The sequence below is a fragment of the Bacillus sp. FSL K6-1145 genome, from assembly GCF_038003425.1.
Classification (GTDB): domain Bacteria; phylum Bacillota; class Bacilli; order Bacillales; family Bacillaceae; genus Bacillus; species Bacillus pumilus.
Map to the genome: position 1 here is coordinate 2,925,814 of NZ_JBBOPC010000001.1, position 15,353 is coordinate 2,941,166.

Annotated in this window: 18 protein-coding genes and 1 riboswitch; all 18 genes read right to left on the minus strand. The window is 42.3% G+C overall.

The features are described 5' to 3' along the window. Positions 1 to 648: 648 nt before the first annotated feature. Complete coding sequence (sufB, locus tag MHH41_RS14930; protein ID WP_003213112.1) at positions 649 to 2,046, minus strand: Fe-S cluster assembly protein SufB; 1,398 nt, start codon at positions 2,044 to 2,046, stop codon at positions 649 to 651. A gap of 17 nt (positions 2,047 to 2,063) precedes the next feature. Beyond that, complete coding sequence (sufU, locus tag MHH41_RS14935) at positions 2,064 to 2,510, minus strand: Fe-S cluster assembly sulfur transfer protein SufU (RefSeq protein WP_003212941.1); 447 nt, start codon at positions 2,508 to 2,510, stop codon at positions 2,064 to 2,066. Then, positions 2,500 to 3,720, minus strand: coding sequence for a cysteine desulfurase (locus MHH41_RS14940; RefSeq protein WP_137054427.1), 1,221 nt, complete (start codon positions 3,718 to 3,720; stop codon positions 2,500 to 2,502). Before MHH41_RS14940 ends, sufU begins: the two co-directional genes overlap by 11 nt. Beyond that, the gene (gene sufD / locus MHH41_RS14945; protein ID WP_003213450.1) at positions 3,720 to 5,033 is read right to left on the minus strand and encodes a Fe-S cluster assembly protein SufD; all 1,314 of its coding nucleotides are present in this window, start codon (positions 5,031 to 5,033) and stop codon (positions 3,720 to 3,722) included. Before sufD ends, MHH41_RS14940 begins: the two co-directional genes overlap by 1 nt. A gap of 18 nt (positions 5,034 to 5,051) precedes the next feature. After that, positions 5,052 to 5,837 carry a Fe-S cluster assembly ATPase SufC gene (gene sufC, locus MHH41_RS14950; RefSeq protein WP_003213654.1) on the minus strand — a complete coding sequence of 262 codons (786 nt, stop codon included), beginning with the start codon at positions 5,835 to 5,837 and terminating at the stop codon, positions 5,052 to 5,054. Between the two features lie 211 nt (positions 5,838 to 6,048). Continuing rightward, positions 6,049 to 6,186: a hypothetical protein gene (locus MHH41_RS14955; protein ID WP_162839378.1), complete on the minus strand. Its 138-nt coding sequence runs from the start codon at positions 6,184 to 6,186 to the stop codon at positions 6,049 to 6,051. Between the two features lie 215 nt (positions 6,187 to 6,401). Continuing rightward, complete coding sequence (locus MHH41_RS14960) at positions 6,402 to 6,770, minus strand: carboxymuconolactone decarboxylase family protein (protein ID WP_003212803.1); 369 nt, start codon at positions 6,768 to 6,770, stop codon at positions 6,402 to 6,404. Between the two features lie 104 nt (positions 6,771 to 6,874). Beyond that, positions 6,875 to 7,696, minus strand: a complete 822-nt coding sequence (gene metQ / locus MHH41_RS14965; RefSeq protein ID WP_003212678.1) for a methionine ABC transporter substrate-binding lipoprotein MetQ — start codon at positions 7,694 to 7,696, stop codon at positions 6,875 to 6,877. Positions 7,697 to 7,710: 14 nt separating this feature from the next. Beyond that, positions 7,711 to 8,379, minus strand: a complete 669-nt coding sequence (locus MHH41_RS14970) for a methionine ABC transporter permease (protein WP_024423401.1) — start codon at positions 8,377 to 8,379, stop codon at positions 7,711 to 7,713. Next, positions 8,372 to 9,397: a methionine ABC transporter ATP-binding protein gene (locus MHH41_RS14975; protein ID WP_050944687.1), complete on the minus strand. Its 1,026-nt coding sequence runs from the start codon at positions 9,395 to 9,397 to the stop codon at positions 8,372 to 8,374. The genes MHH41_RS14970 and MHH41_RS14975 overlap by 8 nt, the downstream gene beginning before the upstream one ends. A gap of 154 nt (positions 9,398 to 9,551) precedes the next feature. Then, a riboswitch (SAM riboswitch) is annotated at positions 9,552 to 9,660 on the minus strand. Positions 9,661 to 9,762: 102 nt separating this feature from the next. Then, complete coding sequence (locus tag MHH41_RS14980) at positions 9,763 to 10,104, minus strand: SCP2 sterol-binding domain-containing protein (RefSeq protein ID WP_003212918.1); 342 nt, start codon at positions 10,102 to 10,104, stop codon at positions 9,763 to 9,765. A gap of 120 nt (positions 10,105 to 10,224) precedes the next feature. Further along, positions 10,225 to 10,527 (minus strand): thioredoxin family protein, encoded by a 303-nt coding sequence (locus MHH41_RS14985; protein ID WP_050944089.1) that lies wholly within the window; start codon positions 10,525 to 10,527, stop codon positions 10,225 to 10,227. A gap of 12 nt (positions 10,528 to 10,539) precedes the next feature. Beyond that, entirely contained in the window at positions 10,540 to 10,884 is a 345-nt protein-coding gene (locus tag MHH41_RS14990) for a toprim domain-containing protein (RefSeq protein ID WP_003213068.1), read from the minus strand. A 128-nt stretch (positions 10,885 to 11,012) separates the two neighbouring features. After that, complete coding sequence (locus MHH41_RS14995) at positions 11,013 to 11,249, minus strand: YusG family protein (protein ID WP_003212882.1); 237 nt, start codon at positions 11,247 to 11,249, stop codon at positions 11,013 to 11,015. Positions 11,250 to 11,294: 45 nt separating this feature from the next. Continuing rightward, positions 11,295 to 11,678 (minus strand): glycine cleavage system protein GcvH, encoded by a 384-nt coding sequence (gene gcvH, locus MHH41_RS15000; protein ID WP_003213614.1) that lies wholly within the window; start codon positions 11,676 to 11,678, stop codon positions 11,295 to 11,297. A gap of 66 nt (positions 11,679 to 11,744) precedes the next feature. After that, complete coding sequence (locus MHH41_RS15005; protein ID WP_003213086.1) at positions 11,745 to 12,101, minus strand: arsenate reductase family protein; 357 nt, start codon at positions 12,099 to 12,101, stop codon at positions 11,745 to 11,747. A 276-nt stretch (positions 12,102 to 12,377) separates the two neighbouring features. Then, positions 12,378 to 14,159 carry an acyl-CoA dehydrogenase family protein gene (locus MHH41_RS15010; protein WP_251190843.1) on the minus strand — a complete coding sequence of 594 codons (1,782 nt, stop codon included), beginning with the start codon at positions 14,157 to 14,159 and terminating at the stop codon, positions 12,378 to 12,380. A 14-nt stretch (positions 14,160 to 14,173) separates the two neighbouring features. Next, on the minus strand, positions 14,174 to 15,349 hold the full coding sequence (locus tag MHH41_RS15015) for an acetyl-CoA C-acetyltransferase (RefSeq protein ID WP_335343202.1): 1,176 nt from the start codon (positions 15,347 to 15,349) through the stop codon (positions 14,174 to 14,176). Between the last annotated feature and the right edge of the window lie 4 nt (positions 15,350 to 15,353).

Consider the following 15,353-nt stretch of genomic DNA (forward strand, 5'->3'; position numbering starts at 1 on the left):
TAAATCATATAAACATCTGCGCTTTCCAGATTATCAGCTTTATTATACGCTCATGCTCTTTTTAAGCAAAACTGGTTTGAGAATAAATGAAGCATTAGCCTTAAGGTGGGAAGATATTAATGGCGATAAAATAACGATAGACAAACAAGTCTTGATGATAATAACAATGTCATATTGACAACATTACAAAAAATCCTCATCATATCGTACCATCAAAATTGATTATGATTTAGTACTTGAATTAAAGAAGTTCAAAATGAAGCGAAATGAATTACTTTTAGGCAATCCAAGGTTCCGTAAAAATGAAGATAGCATTATCTTTCAAAATTGTTACGGTCATTATTTAGTACCTTCTAATATTCATCATACCAATGTAGAGTTACTGCAAAAAAGCTGGTGTTGATTATAAAGGACTCACGTTTTGGCATACTCATGCAGTTCTACTGCTTGAATCAGGTGCAAGCCTTAATTATGTATCAAATCGTTTTGGGCATAAAACCATCAAAACACCTACCGATACTTATCTTGATATAACAGAAAAAATAGAAGAAGACGAACTCAAAAGTTCGCCTCCTACACTAAAAGATAATTTCAACTTGGGACGGTATAAAAACCACTCAAAACCTTGATATATAAAGGTTTCATTTGTTATCCAATCGAACCTTCCATCTCAAACTTAATCAAACGGTTCATTTCAACGGCGTATTCCATTGGTAGTTCTTTTGTGAATGGTTCGATGAAGCCCATGACGATCATTTCTGTTGCTTCTTCTTCAGAAATTCCGCGGCTCATCAAGTAGAATAGCTGCTCTTCTGATACTTTTGATACCTTCGCTTCGTGCTCTAATGAAATGTTGTCGTTTAAGATTTCATTGTAAGGGATCGTATCAGATGTTGATTTGTTATCCATGATGAGTGTGTCACACTCGATGTTTGAGCGTGCACCTTCTGCTTTACGTCCGAAGTGAACGATTCCGCGGTATGTGACTTTACCGCCTTGTTTGGAAATCGATTTCGATACGATCGTTGAAGATGTGTTTGGTGCAAGGTGAATCATTTTTGCACCTGCATCTTGGTGCTGACCTTTACCTGCTAGGGCAATACTTAATGTCATACCACGTGCGCCTTCACCTTTTAAGATGACTGCTGGGTATTTCATTGTCAGCTTAGAACCAATGTTTCCATCAATCCATTCCATTGTCGCATTCTCTTCACATACTGTACGTTTTGTGACAAGGTTGAAGACGTTGTTTGCCCAGTTTTGAATCGTTGTGTAACGGCAGTAGCCGCCTTTTTTCACGACAATTTCAACAACCGCACTGTGAAGTGAGTTTGTTGTGTAAACTGGTGCTGTACAGCCTTCTACGTAATGCACATGTGCGCCTTCATCAACGATGATGAGTGTACGCTCGAACTGACCCATGTTTTCAGAGTTGATACGGAAGTATGCTTGAAGTGGTGTATCTACTTTGACACCCTTCGGTACGTAGATAAATGAACCACCAGACCATACAGCCGAGTTAAGCGCAGCAAATTTGTTGTCAGTCGGAGGAATGACTTTTGCCCAGTGCTCACGGAAGATGTCTTCGTTCTCTTTTAATGCGCTGTCTGTATCTTTAAACACAATGCCTAGATCTTCAAGGTCTTGCTTCATGTTGTGATACACAACTTCAGATTCATACTGAGCAGATACACCTGCTAAGTACTTTTGCTCTGCTTCAGGGATCCCAAGCTTATCAAAGGTTTCTTTGATTTCTTCTGGTACTTCATCCCAAGAACGCTCAGAGCGCTCTGATGGCTTTACGTAGTACGTAATTTCATCAAAGTTTAATGCATTTAAATCTCCGCCCCATTGTGGCATCGGCATGTTGTAAAAGAGCTCAAGAGATTTCAAACGAAAGTCGAGCATCCACTGAGGCTCTTCTTTCATACGAGAAATTTCTTCAACGATCTCTTTTGTCAATCCGCGCTCTGAACGGAAAATGGAAACGTCTTTATCAGAAAAGCCGTATTTATATTCACCAACATCTGGCATTTTTTTAGCCATCCATTTTCACTCCAATCTTATGATTTGCCGTTATCTTCGGCAGATGCGCCTTTTTCAAGCGCCTTCCAGGATAATGTTGCACATTTGATGCGGGCAGGGAATTTTGCCACTCCCTGCAGCGCCTCAATGTCACCAAGATCAATGGAATCGTCGTATTCTTTTCCTAGCATCATATCGGAGAAAATCTGAGACATTTTCAAAGCTGTTTCAATATCTTTCCCTTTAATCGCCTGCGTCATCATAGAGGCAGATGCCATCGAAATGGAGCATCCTTCTCCTTCAAATTTCGCATCCATGACTTTTTCGTCTTCGATTTTCATCGTGAGACGAATGCGGTCACCACACGTTGGGTTGTTCATATCGACGACAATGCTGTCGTTTAACACACCTTTGTTTCTCGGATTTTTATAATGATCCATAATCACTTGTCTATACAGTGTGTCTAAGTTTACATTAAAAGACATTCGTAAAATACTCCTTTGTCTTACGGAGCGCCGCAATGAGTTTGTCAATCTCTTCTTCTGTATTGTACAGATAGAAGCTTGCTCTTGCAGTCGCTGATACACCAAGCCATTTCATGAGCGGCTGTGCACAGTGATGTCCAGCACGAATGGCGACACCTTCCGTATCCAGAACAGTCGACGCATCATGCGGATGGACGTCATCTAAATTAAACGTCACAAGCCCAGCTCGGTGCTGCGGTCCATAAACAGTCGCACCTTCAAGCTCCTTGAAGCGCTCAAGCGCATAAGTGGCAAGCTGATGCTCGTAACGGCTGACTTCCTCCATACCAATGTCATTTAAGAAATCAATCGCTTTTCCTAGTCCAACTGCTCCGGCAATAATCGGTGTTCCCGCTTCAAATTTCCACGGGAGCTCTTTCCAAGTAGAATCATACAGATCCACAAAGTCGATCATTTCACCGCCAAACTCAGCAGGCTCCATATTATTCAAAAGGTCCTTCTTCCCGTAAAGCACACCGATGCCAGTCGGTCCACACATTTTATGCCCGGAGAATGCGAAAAAGTCACAATCTAGATCCTGAACATCAATTTGCATATGCGGCGTGCTTTGTGCACCATCGACTACAATGATTGCCCCATGATCATGGGCTATTTTGGCGATTTCTTTAATCGGGTTGATGGTTCCTAATACGTTTGAAACATGTGTGACAGCGACGATTTTCGTTTGATGTGTGATTGTTTGCTTCACATCTTCCAGCGATAGCGTGCCGTCTTCCTGTAACGGAATATATTTCAATGTGGCGCCAGTTGCTTTTGCTGCTTGCTGCCAAGGGATGATATTTGCATGGTGCTCCATGTGCGTAATGACAATCTCATCGCCTTCTTTGAGGTTTGCTCTAGCATAGCTGATCGCCACTGTGTTTAGTGCAGTTGTTGTCCCTCTAGTAAAAATAATTTCTTGGACAGATGAAGCACGGATGAATGCACGAACTTTCTCTCTCGCACCCTCGTATGCGTCCGTTGCTTTTGTGCCAAGGGTATGAACACCCCGGTGGACGTTCGAGTTGTAAGACCGGTAATACTCATTCATTGCATCAATGACCACTCTTGGTTTTTGAGAAGTCGCTGCACTGTCCAAATACACCAAATCATGTCCGTTCACTTGCTGATGAAGGATTGGAAATTGCTCACGAACGTCTTTGATATTCATTATTTTACTTTCCTTTCAATCACAGAAACGAGCTGCTTTTTAACTCCTTCAATCGGCAGTTCTTTGACGACTGGATTTAAGAAGCCATAAATCACAAGTCTTTCTGCATCTTCTTTGGAAATCCCGCGGCTCATGAGGTAATAGAGTTGAATTGGATCGACACGTCCAACAGAAGCAGCATGCCCTGCTGTTACATCATCTTCATCAATTAATAGAATTGGGTTTGCATCACCGCGTGCTTTTTCACTCAGCATGAGAACACGTGATTCCTGCTCGGCATTTGACTTCGTTGCGCCATGCTCGATTTTACCAATTCCGTTAAAGATAGAGGATGCTTGATCCTTCATCACACCATGCTTCAAGATATACCCTTCAGAGTTTTTACCGAAGTGGATGATGCTTGTTGTAAAGTTTTCCGTTTGATTCCCGCGGCCGACAACAACTGATTTTGTATCACCGAATGTCCCGTCGCCCATAAGCTTTGTGATGTTTTCAGACACGACGTCTCCATCATTCATAAGGCCAAGCGCCCATTCGATTTTACTGTCACGGCCACTTGCCATACCGCGTCTGTTCACATAGACTGTGACACCTTCTGAAAGGTTATCTACTGCGCCGTATGTGACGCGGGCATTAGCTCCCGTGAACACTTCGGACACGATATTGAAGATTGCTTCTTCAGGTTTTGCTGTACTAATGTAGTTTTCTACATATGTCACTGCACTATGATCGTCTGCTACGACGATGACATGATTGAACAAAGTCGTGTCGTCATTTTCATGCAGGTAGATGGCTTGAATTGGCGCTTCAAGTTCTACATTTTTTGGTACATAGAGGAAAGCTCCGCCATTGACTAAAGCAGCATGTAAAGCTGTTAGTTTATGCTCATCTACTTTCACTGCATCCGTCATGAAGTATTTCTTCACTAGATCACCATGTTCGCGAAGCGCTGTATGAAGATCAGTGAAGATCACGCCTTTGTCTTTCGCTTCCGTTGAAAGAGACAAGTATGCTGGCGTTTGATCACGCTGAATGTAGACTGTCTTATCCGTGTCCTCTAAATCAATGAGAGATTTCACTTCTTCAGGAAGCTCTTCTAATGATCCAAATGGCGCACTTTCGACTGTATGCTGTTTGAAATTGGTTAAATTCCATTTAGAAATATTCGTTTTGTCAGGCTTTGGCATTGGAAGGTCTTCTGCTTTTTCAAGAGCCTGTAAGCGAAGGGAACTCATCCATGCCGGTTCCTGATGCTTCTCGGAGAAGCTTTTGACATAATCTTGATCTACTGATAATTTCGTTTCTAATGTCATCAATAATCCTCCTAACGCTTACGCTTCTTGACCAACAGTTTCGTCTTCAATTCCTAACTCTTTTTTAATCCAGTCATAGCCTTCTGCTTCTAGACGTTGTGCAAGCTCTGGTCCGCCAGATTTCACGATACGTCCTTGCATCATGACATGAACGTGATCTGGTGTGATGTAGTTCAGTAGACGCTGATAGTGAGTGATCATTAAGCAGCCGAAGCTTTCGCCGCGCATTCTGTTAATTCCTTTAGAAACCACTTTCAACGCATCGATATCAAGACCAGAATCGATTTCATCAAGGATCGCAATTTTAGGCTCAATCATCATTAATTGAAGAATTTCATTGCGTTTTTTCTCTCCGCCTGAGAAACCTTCGTTTAGGTAGCGTTGCGCCATGTCTGGGTCCATTTCAAGGAACTCCATGTTTTCGTCCATTTTGCGGATGAATTTCATTAGAGAGATTTCATCGCCTTCTTCTCTGCGAGCGTTAATAGCTGAACGAAGGAAGTCCGCATTTGTCACACCACTAATTTCAGATGGGTATTGCATCGCAAGGAAAAGACCTGCTTGAGCGCGCTCATCTACTTCCATTTCAAGTACATCTTCGCCATCAAGCAAAATGCTACCTTTTGTTACTTCATATTTAGGGTGACCCATAATGGCAGCAGATAAAGTTGATTTACCTGTACCGTTTGGTCCCATTACTGCGTGGAATTCTCCACCTTTTATCTCGAGGTTTACACCCTTTAAGATTTCTTTCCCTTCAATCTCAACGTGCAAGTCCTTAATTGTTAATGTCGAAGCAGTCATATATCGATACCTCCAAAATAATCATTATTCTCAATTTATTCTCATTCTAATTTTATAACAAATTAAAACTGAATACAACACATTCACGATATGCGTGAGAGGATGCTCTCAAAATTCTAACAAAAAAAGCCGGTAGATAAAAGGATTTATGTCGAAAAGACTGTTTTCATAAAGAAAGGACGGGAATCTGTTCTCCCCGCCCCTTAGCTATTTAATAGCCTCGTATATTCATTTTTGCGAGCTGTCTTTTCTCATCTCGATAGGACTGCTCTCGTTTATATTCCACTTTCATCCGTAAGTCATGGTCTCTTTCGTACTCTGCATAGCTCATGCCATGAGCCTTATGCATGGCCTTTTCCATCTCGGCGGTATAATCCAATCCCAGTGTACTATGGTCCGAACAAATAATAAACCATTCCCTTCTTTGAGTGTAGCTTCATTGTATCAAAGACATGTGGCTTCACTCAAAAGGGATATGACGCGCTATGCTGGCATATTTTCTCACACAATCGGCTGAGAAGGACTCAACTCCCTGATATGGATAAATGCCATCTTATCCTTCCCTTAATGCGTCTGTCCTCCAAATTCGTCAATACATTGCTGAACAACTGTGATGCCTTGACTTAGTGCAGCACCGCCGCCGAACGCTGCCGCCACACTGACGACCTCTAGCAAATTCTCTTCTGTCGCGCCTTGATCGAGCGCTCCCTTTGTATGATAAATCATGCAGTATTCATCCTGTGCATGAATACTGATGCCAAGGGCAATCATTTGTTTTTCCTTTTGCGTTAATGAATCGCTCTGAAAGCACTGCTCCGTGAATTCATTGAATTTCTTCCCAAACACCGGCATTTTCTTCTGAAATTCACCCATTGCCGTTTTATAATCAGTCAGTGATTGCTGCATGGATCCGCTCATATGCTGTTCATTCATCTTCATTCCATCCCTTCAGGTCATTTGTACATTTTTATTATGAGCGAGATTTGAAAAAATACACAAAAAAACCTCGCTTTGATGAAAGCGAGGTTAACACATTGTTATTCAGATACCGGTAGTACAGCACCGTCATATTTTTTGTCGATGAATTCTTTGATTTTATCAGAGTGAAGAACTTCCATTAATGTCTTGATCTTATCTGATTTTTCTTCACCTTTGCGAACCGCCACGATGTTTGCATATGGGTTGTTCTTTGTTTGCTCAAGTTCAATTGAATCTTTTTTCGGATTCAATTTATTTTGAATCGCATAGTTGACGTTAATAAACACGGCATCGCCTTCACTGTTTTCATAAGCTTTCGCTGTTAGTTCAGGAGCGATTTTTTTGAACTTTAGGTTCTTCGGGTTTTCTTTGATGTTCTTTACTGTTGCGTTGATTGTATCAACTTTAGGATCAATCTTAATGACACCAGCATTTTGCAATAGTGCAAGCATACGGCCTTGTTCAGCTACGTTGTTTGTCATGATGATCGTGCCGCCGTTTGGAATATCTTTTACTGATTTGTATTTCTTAGAGTAGATACCGAAAGGCTCAAGGTGAACCGCACCAGCACTAACTAGGTTGTAATCTTTGTTTGATTTATTTTCTTCATTTAAGTAAGGGATATGTTGGAAAAAATTTGCATCCACTTCTTTTTCAGCTAACGCTTTGTTGTACATTTTATAATCACTAAGTACTTTCACTTTTAGATCGTAGCCTTTTTCTTTTAGAAGTGGTTTTGCTTCTTCAAGAATCTCGGCATGGGGTGTTTTTGAAGCGGCAACCGTAATGGTTTTGCTATCACTTGCGTTATTAGATGAACCGCATGCAGCTAAGATGCCTGCAAATGCTAGAAATAGTGCACTTAAAATCAATTTCTTCATGAATAAATCCTCCCTTAACGTTTATCAATTTTATTTGTAATCAAATCACCGATTATTTGAATAATAAAGACGATGATGAGAATAAACACAGTGGCAACAAGTGTAACATCTGTATTACCAGATTGGTATCCTTCCACATAAGCAAGGTCACCAAGTCCGCCTGCTCCAATTGCACCTGCAATCGCAGTTGAGCCAATTAAAGCAATCGCTGTTACGGTAATACCTGAAATGAGGGCTGGCAATGATTCTGGCAGCAATACTTTGAAAATGATGGTCGACGTTTTCGCTCCCATTGACCGTGCTGCTTCAATGACTCCTTTGTCTACCTCACGCAGTGCGATTTCGACAAGACGTGCATAGAATGGAGCTGACCCAATGACAAGGGCAGGGAGTGCTGCATTTGGACCTAGAATTGTATGCATTAAGAATTTCGTGAACCCTAATAAAAGAATAATTAAAATGATAAAAGGAATCGATCTGAAAATGTTGACGACTGCACCGATGACAGCATTGATCGGTTTATTTTCCCAAAGACCGCCTTTTCCTGTAAGGAAGAGCAGGAGTCCTAGGATAATCCCGATTGCAAAAGCAAATGCCAATGAAATGAGTGTCATATACACTGTTTCACCTGTTGCACTCCAGATGACGTCTAGATCAACGTTTGGAAACCATTTCTCAAACATGTGTCATCACCTCAATTTCAACCTGTTTGCTTTGGATATAGGCGATGGCTTTTTCTACCTCGGTCTCTTCTCCATTTATATGGATAAAGAGTGTTCCAAACGCGCCTTCCTGCGTTTGAGAAATCTTTCCTTGAAGGATGTTTACATCGACATTGAAGGATCGAATGATTTCAGTGATCAGCGGTTGCTCGGCAGAATCGCCAATAAAGGACAACCGTACGACCTGACCTTCTTTTACACGCTCTAAGACGTGCTCGATTGTTTCTTTCGCTTCCTCTGGTTCAGCAAGCTGCTGTACAAATCGCTTCGTCATCTCTTCCTTCGGCTGTCTGAAGACGCGTAATACTTCGCCTTCTTCGACAATGCGTCCATTTTCCATGACCGCGACGCGATGACAAATTTTGCGAATGACATGCATTTCGTGTGTAATCAGCACAATCGTCAGCCCAAGTCGTTTATTGATATCTGCTAAAAGATCAAGGATAGAATCCGTTGTTTGCGGATCAAGCGCTGATGTTGCTTCGTCACAAAGAAGAACCTTTGGATCATTTGCTAATGCTCTCGCAATCCCCACACGCTGCTTTTGTCCGCCGCTAAGCTGAGACGGATACGCATTTTCTTTTCCTTCTAAACCGACTAATTTAATCAGTTCATTCGCACGCTCTCTCCGTTTCGATGTAGGTACACCTGCGATCTCAAGCGGGAACATAATATTTTGTCTCACTGTTCTTGACCAAAGTAGGTTAAAGTGCTGGAAAATCATGCTGATTTCTTGTCTTGCTTTCCGAAGTTTCGCATTCGATACTTCATTGATCCGGTTGCCTGCCACTTCAACAATTCCTGCTGTTGGCAGCTCCAGACCGTTTAATAGGCGAATAAGCGAGCTTTTTCCGGCACCGCTATACCCGATAATTCCGAATATTTCACCTTTACCAATATCCAAGTTGACGTCTTTCACGGCATCAACATTTCCGCTTTTTGAGTGGTACGTTTTTGATACATTCTGTAAATGGATCACAGTCTGTTCACCTGCTTTCTTGCTGAATCTATAGGTTGCCATCACATACGTTATTTATTCTTCCTGCTGTAATGCTTCTCGCCTGACGTGAGGTCAGTAAAAAAGACCTAACTGCAATGCAAGCAGAAAGGCCTTTTATGTTCAATACGCCTTTCTCTCATCTTTCAAAGCATTGCGGCTTTGAGTGAATTGGCACCAATTTCAGCTATGCTGACGGTTGCCGGGTTTCATAGGGCACGTCCCTCCACCTCTCTTAATAAGAGAAAATATGTTGTTTTATGTGATGTTCATGTTTTTACTAACGTAGAATATCATGCTACCCGAGATATGTCAACGCTGTAAATCGCTAATTTCCAAGTAAACGACTAAGTTATCATTTTTCGAAAAAAACCGTTCGTCAGCCAAAGTACCGCCTCTAGTCTTAGGAGCGCACGGAATGACCCTTTTACTTTCACTTGTCCCCTGCTAATTAACTGCTGTAAGGACATATCTCCATCTAATAATTGAAGTATTTCTTTTCTCTCACCATAAAAGATGAGATCCGATAACTCAATTGCAGGTAGTTTCTTCACTTCACCACGCTCATCCACAATCAATGTACAAGAGTCTGTTTCCGCCTCAAATGTAATCTTCAAGGATGATGATGAGAGCAGCGGTTTTAGCAATAATCGCTGTCCTGTGTTTCCATGGGTTTTCACTTTTTCCACATGTATAACCTCCCTGTCATTTGGTTATACATAACATTTCTCTACAAACATTCGCTTGTCCTTTATAAATAACTCGACAAATTTTCAGATGAATTGCTTGAAATATGACAAAAAACCGCTTTATTTAGCGGTTTCAATCATTTCATGAAGATATGGAACGGAGTGAAAGGCATAGCCTTTTTGCACCAGCTCACCTTTTTTAAACAGTAGAAAGCAAGGAACGCTTTCGATCTCAAAATCTTTCGCAAAGCATGGTGAGTAGTTTAAGTTATTTTCATAAAAAGGTACATCCGGCTGCATGGTGTTTACGACAGCCAGCATTTTCTTTGCCAACTGACATGTTCCGCAAAACGGTGTATATAAGTATAAAAGAAATAAATCGTCCTTTATCTCCTTGAATTCGTGTTCTTCAATCTCTTTCATATACGTCCACCCTCATAAATATTTCGAATGAACATCAATGTTTGCAGCTAATAGGATAGATGCAATGTGGGCTGACGGTGAAGCGGCCACTTCGCGGTACGTTCTGTCGACAAAAAGATGAAATGCTTCAGGGAATTCTTTTCGAAATTGCTTCCGCAGTTTGTCGCCTGCATCGTCACTGTCTGCTAATATGTAAACGTCTTTCCCCAATAATTCGTCTACGAGCTGATCCAGCTTCGATGTACTGATCGTGCCATTGGTGCAAATGATGGTAACAGGTTCACTTATGACTTCTTTTAGCTTTTGTTTGTCTGTTTTACCTTCTACAATGATGACCTTTTCTACCTCTACATTCATCACGATCACCCGGCCCTTTTGACGTTGTTCACTTCTCCCTTAGATTACAATTTTTCATTCAGGTTGTAAAGATTGGGCGCTTGCACTAAAAAGACTGCAGCTTATGCTCACTGCAGCCTCATCTGTGATTAGCACCAGCCATTTTCATCATCACAGTCTACATATTTTTCTGTTCCGTGGGTCAATGTATCCGTCAGACGATAAAAACGATTTTGCTCATAGGAATAACCTGATTTTAACTCATATTGGTTTTCACTAATCATCGTGCCAATCTCTTCATTTTGATGATACAGCACCATGCCGCTTTCTTTGAATCGTCCAGTGACATGATCTGTTATATCCACATGTTCTTTTTGAAAAGACAAATTGGACACCCCCCCATAAAGGTAGAGTGTCCAATTTCACGTGAATTAGTCTTCTTTTGTCATTTCTTCATATTGCTCAGCAGTCATCAAGTTCTCAATTTCAGATGTATCAGCTGGCTCTACCACGATCATCCATGCTTTTTCGTATGGAGAGTCGTTGACGAATTCAGGGCTGTCATCCAGCTCATCGTTCACTTCGACGATTGTACCGTTGATCGGTGCGTAAAGCTCAGAAACTGTTTTCACAGATTCTACACTTCCGAAAGGCTCGTCCGCTGTAATTTTGTCTCCTACTTCAGGAAGCTCAACGAACACGATATCGCCTAGCTCAGATTGAGCAAAATGCGTAATACCGATACGCACCTTATCTCCTTCTACTTTGACCCATTCATGTTCTTCTGAATAACGTAAATCTTTTGGTGTGCTCATTCAAAACCCCTCCAGTCTTTTCTTTCAATCTATATTGAAGATACCACAATCTGAATGAAAGTTACATCATTTCCAGACGCTTTTAAATGTATCTTCATTAAATCCAACTGTGACTCGTTTACCGTCTGTTGTAATCGGGCGCTTGATCAGCATTCCGTTAGATGCGAGTAATTCTAGCTGCTCGCCTTCTGACATTGCAGGAAGTTGATCTTTCAGCTGTAGCTCTCGGTATTTCTGTCCGCTTGTATTAAAGAACTTCTTCAGCTCTAAGCCACTTTTTTCGTAAAGCGCTTTTAATGTTTCTTTATCAGGCGTCTCTTCGACGATATGTATGCTGTTGATGTCTTTATTGTGTTCTTCCAGCCATTTTTTTGCTTTTCGGCATGTACCGCAAGATGGGTATTCATAAAAATCTAAAGCCACTATTTTCACCTCCTGCAAGTAGTGGGAACATTTTATCACAAAATATTTTAAAAACCTAAATGTATGCTTACAAAAAGGTGCGGAGTGATACCCGCACCTCAGATTGTTGACAAAGGGCTAAAATGATTTTATTTTAGCCCTTTGTCTTCTTTTCAGCGTGATAGAAAACCTTTGAAGTCTAGGAAGGACGAGCACCGGAGCGCAGACCTGACAACGAATGCGAGGGTTTGTCTACACGCTGAGGTGCGGAATGATATCCGCACCTTTTAAGCCGTCTTATACGATATATTTCTCTGCTTCAAAGATTCGTTTCGCCACTTCGCGCTTTTTGGCGATGACATTGATCGGGGTGAATCTTGTCAGTTTGCGAAGAGCTGACAGACTCATGCGGAGTGCATCTCCTTCTTCCATCGCGATCAAGGATTCTTTTGCATGAGCTTCAATTTTTAAGAAGGCTTCCTGCGTGAAAATTTGTGTGTAAGCAAGCTTTTGAGTATTCTTATCTAGCCCTGATGCAGCGATTGCCTTTTCAGTACGCAGAATCGCCGATTCAGCAGCAAAAATTTCATTGACGATATCCGCTATGTTCACAAGAATCTCTTGCTCTTTGTCTAATGCTTTTCCATACTTCATCGCCGCCATTCCAGATACCATTAAGGCGATCTTTTTCGCATGGGCGAGCAAGTATTTTTCTTGATCGAGCGGCTGATCACCTGGCTCTTCCGGCATCATCATCATGAGCTCTTCCTGTAAGGTTTGCGCCTTTTGAAGCAGCGGAAGCTCTCCCTTCATCGCTTTCTTCAAGAATGTGCCTGGTACAAGCAGACGGTTGATTTCGTTAGTCCCTTCAAAAATACGGTTAATCCGCGAGTCACGATAGGCTCTTTCGACCTCGTATTCTTGCATGAATCCATATCCGCCGTGAATCTGCACGCCCTCATCCGCTATATAGTCTAAAGTTTCAGAGCCAAGCACTTTACAAAGAGAGCATTCAATCGCATATTCTGCAATGGACTGGGCAATTTGTTTGCCATCCTTTTGCTCTTCTTCACTTAATAGACCCATGCGCTGTTCAAATAATCCGACTGTGCGGTAAACAGCACTTTCCATCGCATAGAGCTTTGCCGACATGTTGGCTACTTTTTCACCAATTAAGCTAAATCGAGAAATTGGCGTTTGGAATTGCTTACGTTGGTTTGCATATTCTGCCGATAATTGAATGACACGTTTTGACGCACCAACTGTTCCGACAGCCAGCTTGTAGCGTCCGATATTCAAAATGTTAAAGGCAATGACATGACCTCTGCCAGCCTCACCTAGTAAATTCTCCTTCGGCACTTGAGCATCTTCGAGAATTAACGTTCTTGTCGATGAACCTTTTATGCCCATCTTTTTCTCTTCAGGTCCCGTTTTGACACCTGGAAAATCCTTTTCTACGATAAAAGCAGAGAAGTGTTCACCATCAATTTTCGCATATACGACAAAGACGTCGGCAAATGCGGAGTTTGTGATCCACTGTTTTTCCCCATTCAGCACATAATGAGTTCCGGCTTCATTTAAGACCGCAGTTGTCTTTGCTCCAAGGGCGTCAGAGCCTGATCCTGGCTCAGTGAGGGCGTACGCTGCAATTGTTTCTCCAGAAGCGAGTCCAGGAAGATATGTTTCCTTTTGCGCTTGATTTCCAAACAGCACGATTGGCAGAGACCCAATGCCGACATGGGCGCCATAGGAAAGCGAGAAGCTCCCTGCTCTGGAGAATTTCTCGGTAATAATGGCTGAACTGATTTTATCTAATCCAAGCCCGCCAAATTCTTCAGGCACGTCAGCTCCTAGCAGCCCAAGCTCTCCAGCCTTTTTAAGAAGCCTGACGGAATGCTCAAATTCATGCTTTTCAATTTGATCTATATATGGAACAACGTCTTGTAAAATATAATCCTCTGTTGTCTTTCCAATCATTTGATGCTCATCAGAGAAATCCTCTGGTGTAAAGATATGCTCATAATTCGTTTCATCAATTAAGAAGCTTCCACCCTTTTTTACCTCTTCCATTGCTTTCATTCTGTTTTCCCCCTTTAGATCAATTCAAAAATTCCTGCTGCTCCCATGCCCCCGCCGATACACATTGTGACGATGCCAAATTGCTCGTTTCGCCGTTTCATTTCATGAATGAGTGACAATGTCAATTTCGTTCCTGTACAGCCCAGCGGATGTCCTAGCGCGATTGCCCCGCCATTGACATTCACTTTCTCTTCATCAATTCCTAAATGACGAATGACTTGAATGGCCTGAGAGGCAAACGCTTCGTTTAATTCAAACAGTCCGATATCTTTCAGCTCAAGTCCAGCGATTTTCAGCGCACGCGGAATGGCTTCAATTGGACCGATTCCCATCACCTCAGGCGGTACACCGCCAACAGCAAACGCCCGGAACTTGGCGAGCGGCTGAAGGGAAAGTGAGGATGCTTTCTCACGATCCATCATCATCACACACGCAGCACCGTCACTTGTTTGTGAAGAGTTTCCTGCGGTCACCGTGCCTTTTGTCGAGAAAGCCGGACGCAAAGTAGAAAGAATCTCTTCCGTTGTCCCTGCTCTCACGCCTTCATCCTGTGAAAACTTAAATTGATGTTCTTCTAATTGATATTGCTCCCCTACCCGCCGCTCTGTTACATCAACGGAGACAATTTCATCTGAAAATTTTCCTTCCTGTAATGCTTTGGCTGCCTTTTGATGACTTCTTACCGCAAAGGCATCCTGTTCTTGACGTGTGACCTGATACTTTTGCGCCACCTGCTCTGCCGTGTGCCCCATGCTCATATAGTATTCAGGCGCTTGTTCTGCCAATTGAGCATTCGGACGAATGGAATGACCCATCATCGGCACCTGTGACATCGATTCGACTCCTCCAGCTAAGATCGTTTCTGCCTGACCGAGCATAATCCGCTCACCTGCATAAGCGATTGACTGAAGACCAGATGAGCAGTAGCGGTTGATGGTGATGGCAGGTACTGTATACGGAAGCCCTGCTAATGCTCCAATATTCCGAGCCACATTTAACCCCTGCTCTGCTTCTGGTGTTGCACATCCGATGATCAAATCATCTATCTGTCCGTCGTAATCACCAGCACGCTTTAATGTTTCTTTTACACACAATGCGCCCATATCATCAGGCCGAACATGTTTTAACGATCCTTTTTTCGCCTTCCCTACTGGTGTTCTCGCACCAGCGACAATGACTGCTTCTCTCATTTTG

Excerpts from the sequence above, each read along its gene's own strand:
- sufB (WP_003213112.1), bottom strand. The coding sequence starts at position 2,046 with ATGGCTAAAAAAATGCCAGATGTTGGTGAATATAAATACGGCTTTTCT.
- sufU (WP_003212941.1), bottom strand. The coding sequence starts at position 2,510 with ATGTCTTTTAATGTAAACTTAGACACACTGTATAGACAAGTGATTATG.
- MHH41_RS14940 (WP_137054427.1), bottom strand. The coding sequence starts at position 3,720 with ATGAATATCAAAGACGTTCGTGAGCAATTTCCAATCCTTCATCAGCAA.
- sufD (WP_003213450.1), bottom strand. The coding sequence starts at position 5,033 with ATGACATTAGAAACGAAATTATCAGTAGATCAAGATTATGTCAAAAGC.
- sufC (WP_003213654.1), bottom strand. The coding sequence starts at position 5,837 with ATGACTGCTTCGACATTAACAATTAAGGACTTGCACGTTGAGATTGAA.
- MHH41_RS14955 (WP_162839378.1), bottom strand. The coding sequence starts at position 6,186 with ATGCATAAGGCTCATGGCATGAGCTATGCAGAGTACGAAAGAGACCAT.
- MHH41_RS14960 (WP_003212803.1), bottom strand. The coding sequence starts at position 6,770 with ATGAATGAACAGCATATGAGCGGATCCATGCAGCAATCACTGACTGAT.
- metQ (WP_003212678.1), bottom strand. The coding sequence starts at position 7,696 with ATGAAGAAATTGATTTTAAGTGCACTATTTCTAGCATTTGCAGGCATC.
- MHH41_RS14970 (WP_024423401.1), bottom strand. The coding sequence starts at position 8,379 with ATGTTTGAGAAATGGTTTCCAAACGTTGATCTAGACGTCATCTGGAGT.
- MHH41_RS14985 (WP_050944089.1), bottom strand. The coding sequence starts at position 10,527 with ATGAAAGAGATTGAAGAACACGAATTCAAGGAGATAAAGGACGATTTA.
- MHH41_RS14990 (WP_003213068.1), bottom strand. The coding sequence starts at position 10,884 with ATGAATGTAGAGGTAGAAAAGGTCATCATTGTAGAAGGTAAAACAGAC.
- gcvH (WP_003213614.1), bottom strand. The coding sequence starts at position 11,678 with ATGAGCACACCAAAAGATTTACGTTATTCAGAAGAACATGAATGGGTC.
- MHH41_RS15010 (WP_251190843.1), bottom strand. The coding sequence starts at position 14,159 with ATGAAAGCAATGGAAGAGGTAAAAAAGGGTGGAAGCTTCTTAATTGAT.
- MHH41_RS15015 (WP_335343202.1), bottom strand. The coding sequence starts at position 15,349 with ATGAGAGAAGCAGTCATTGTCGCTGGTGCGAGAACACCAGTAGGGAAG.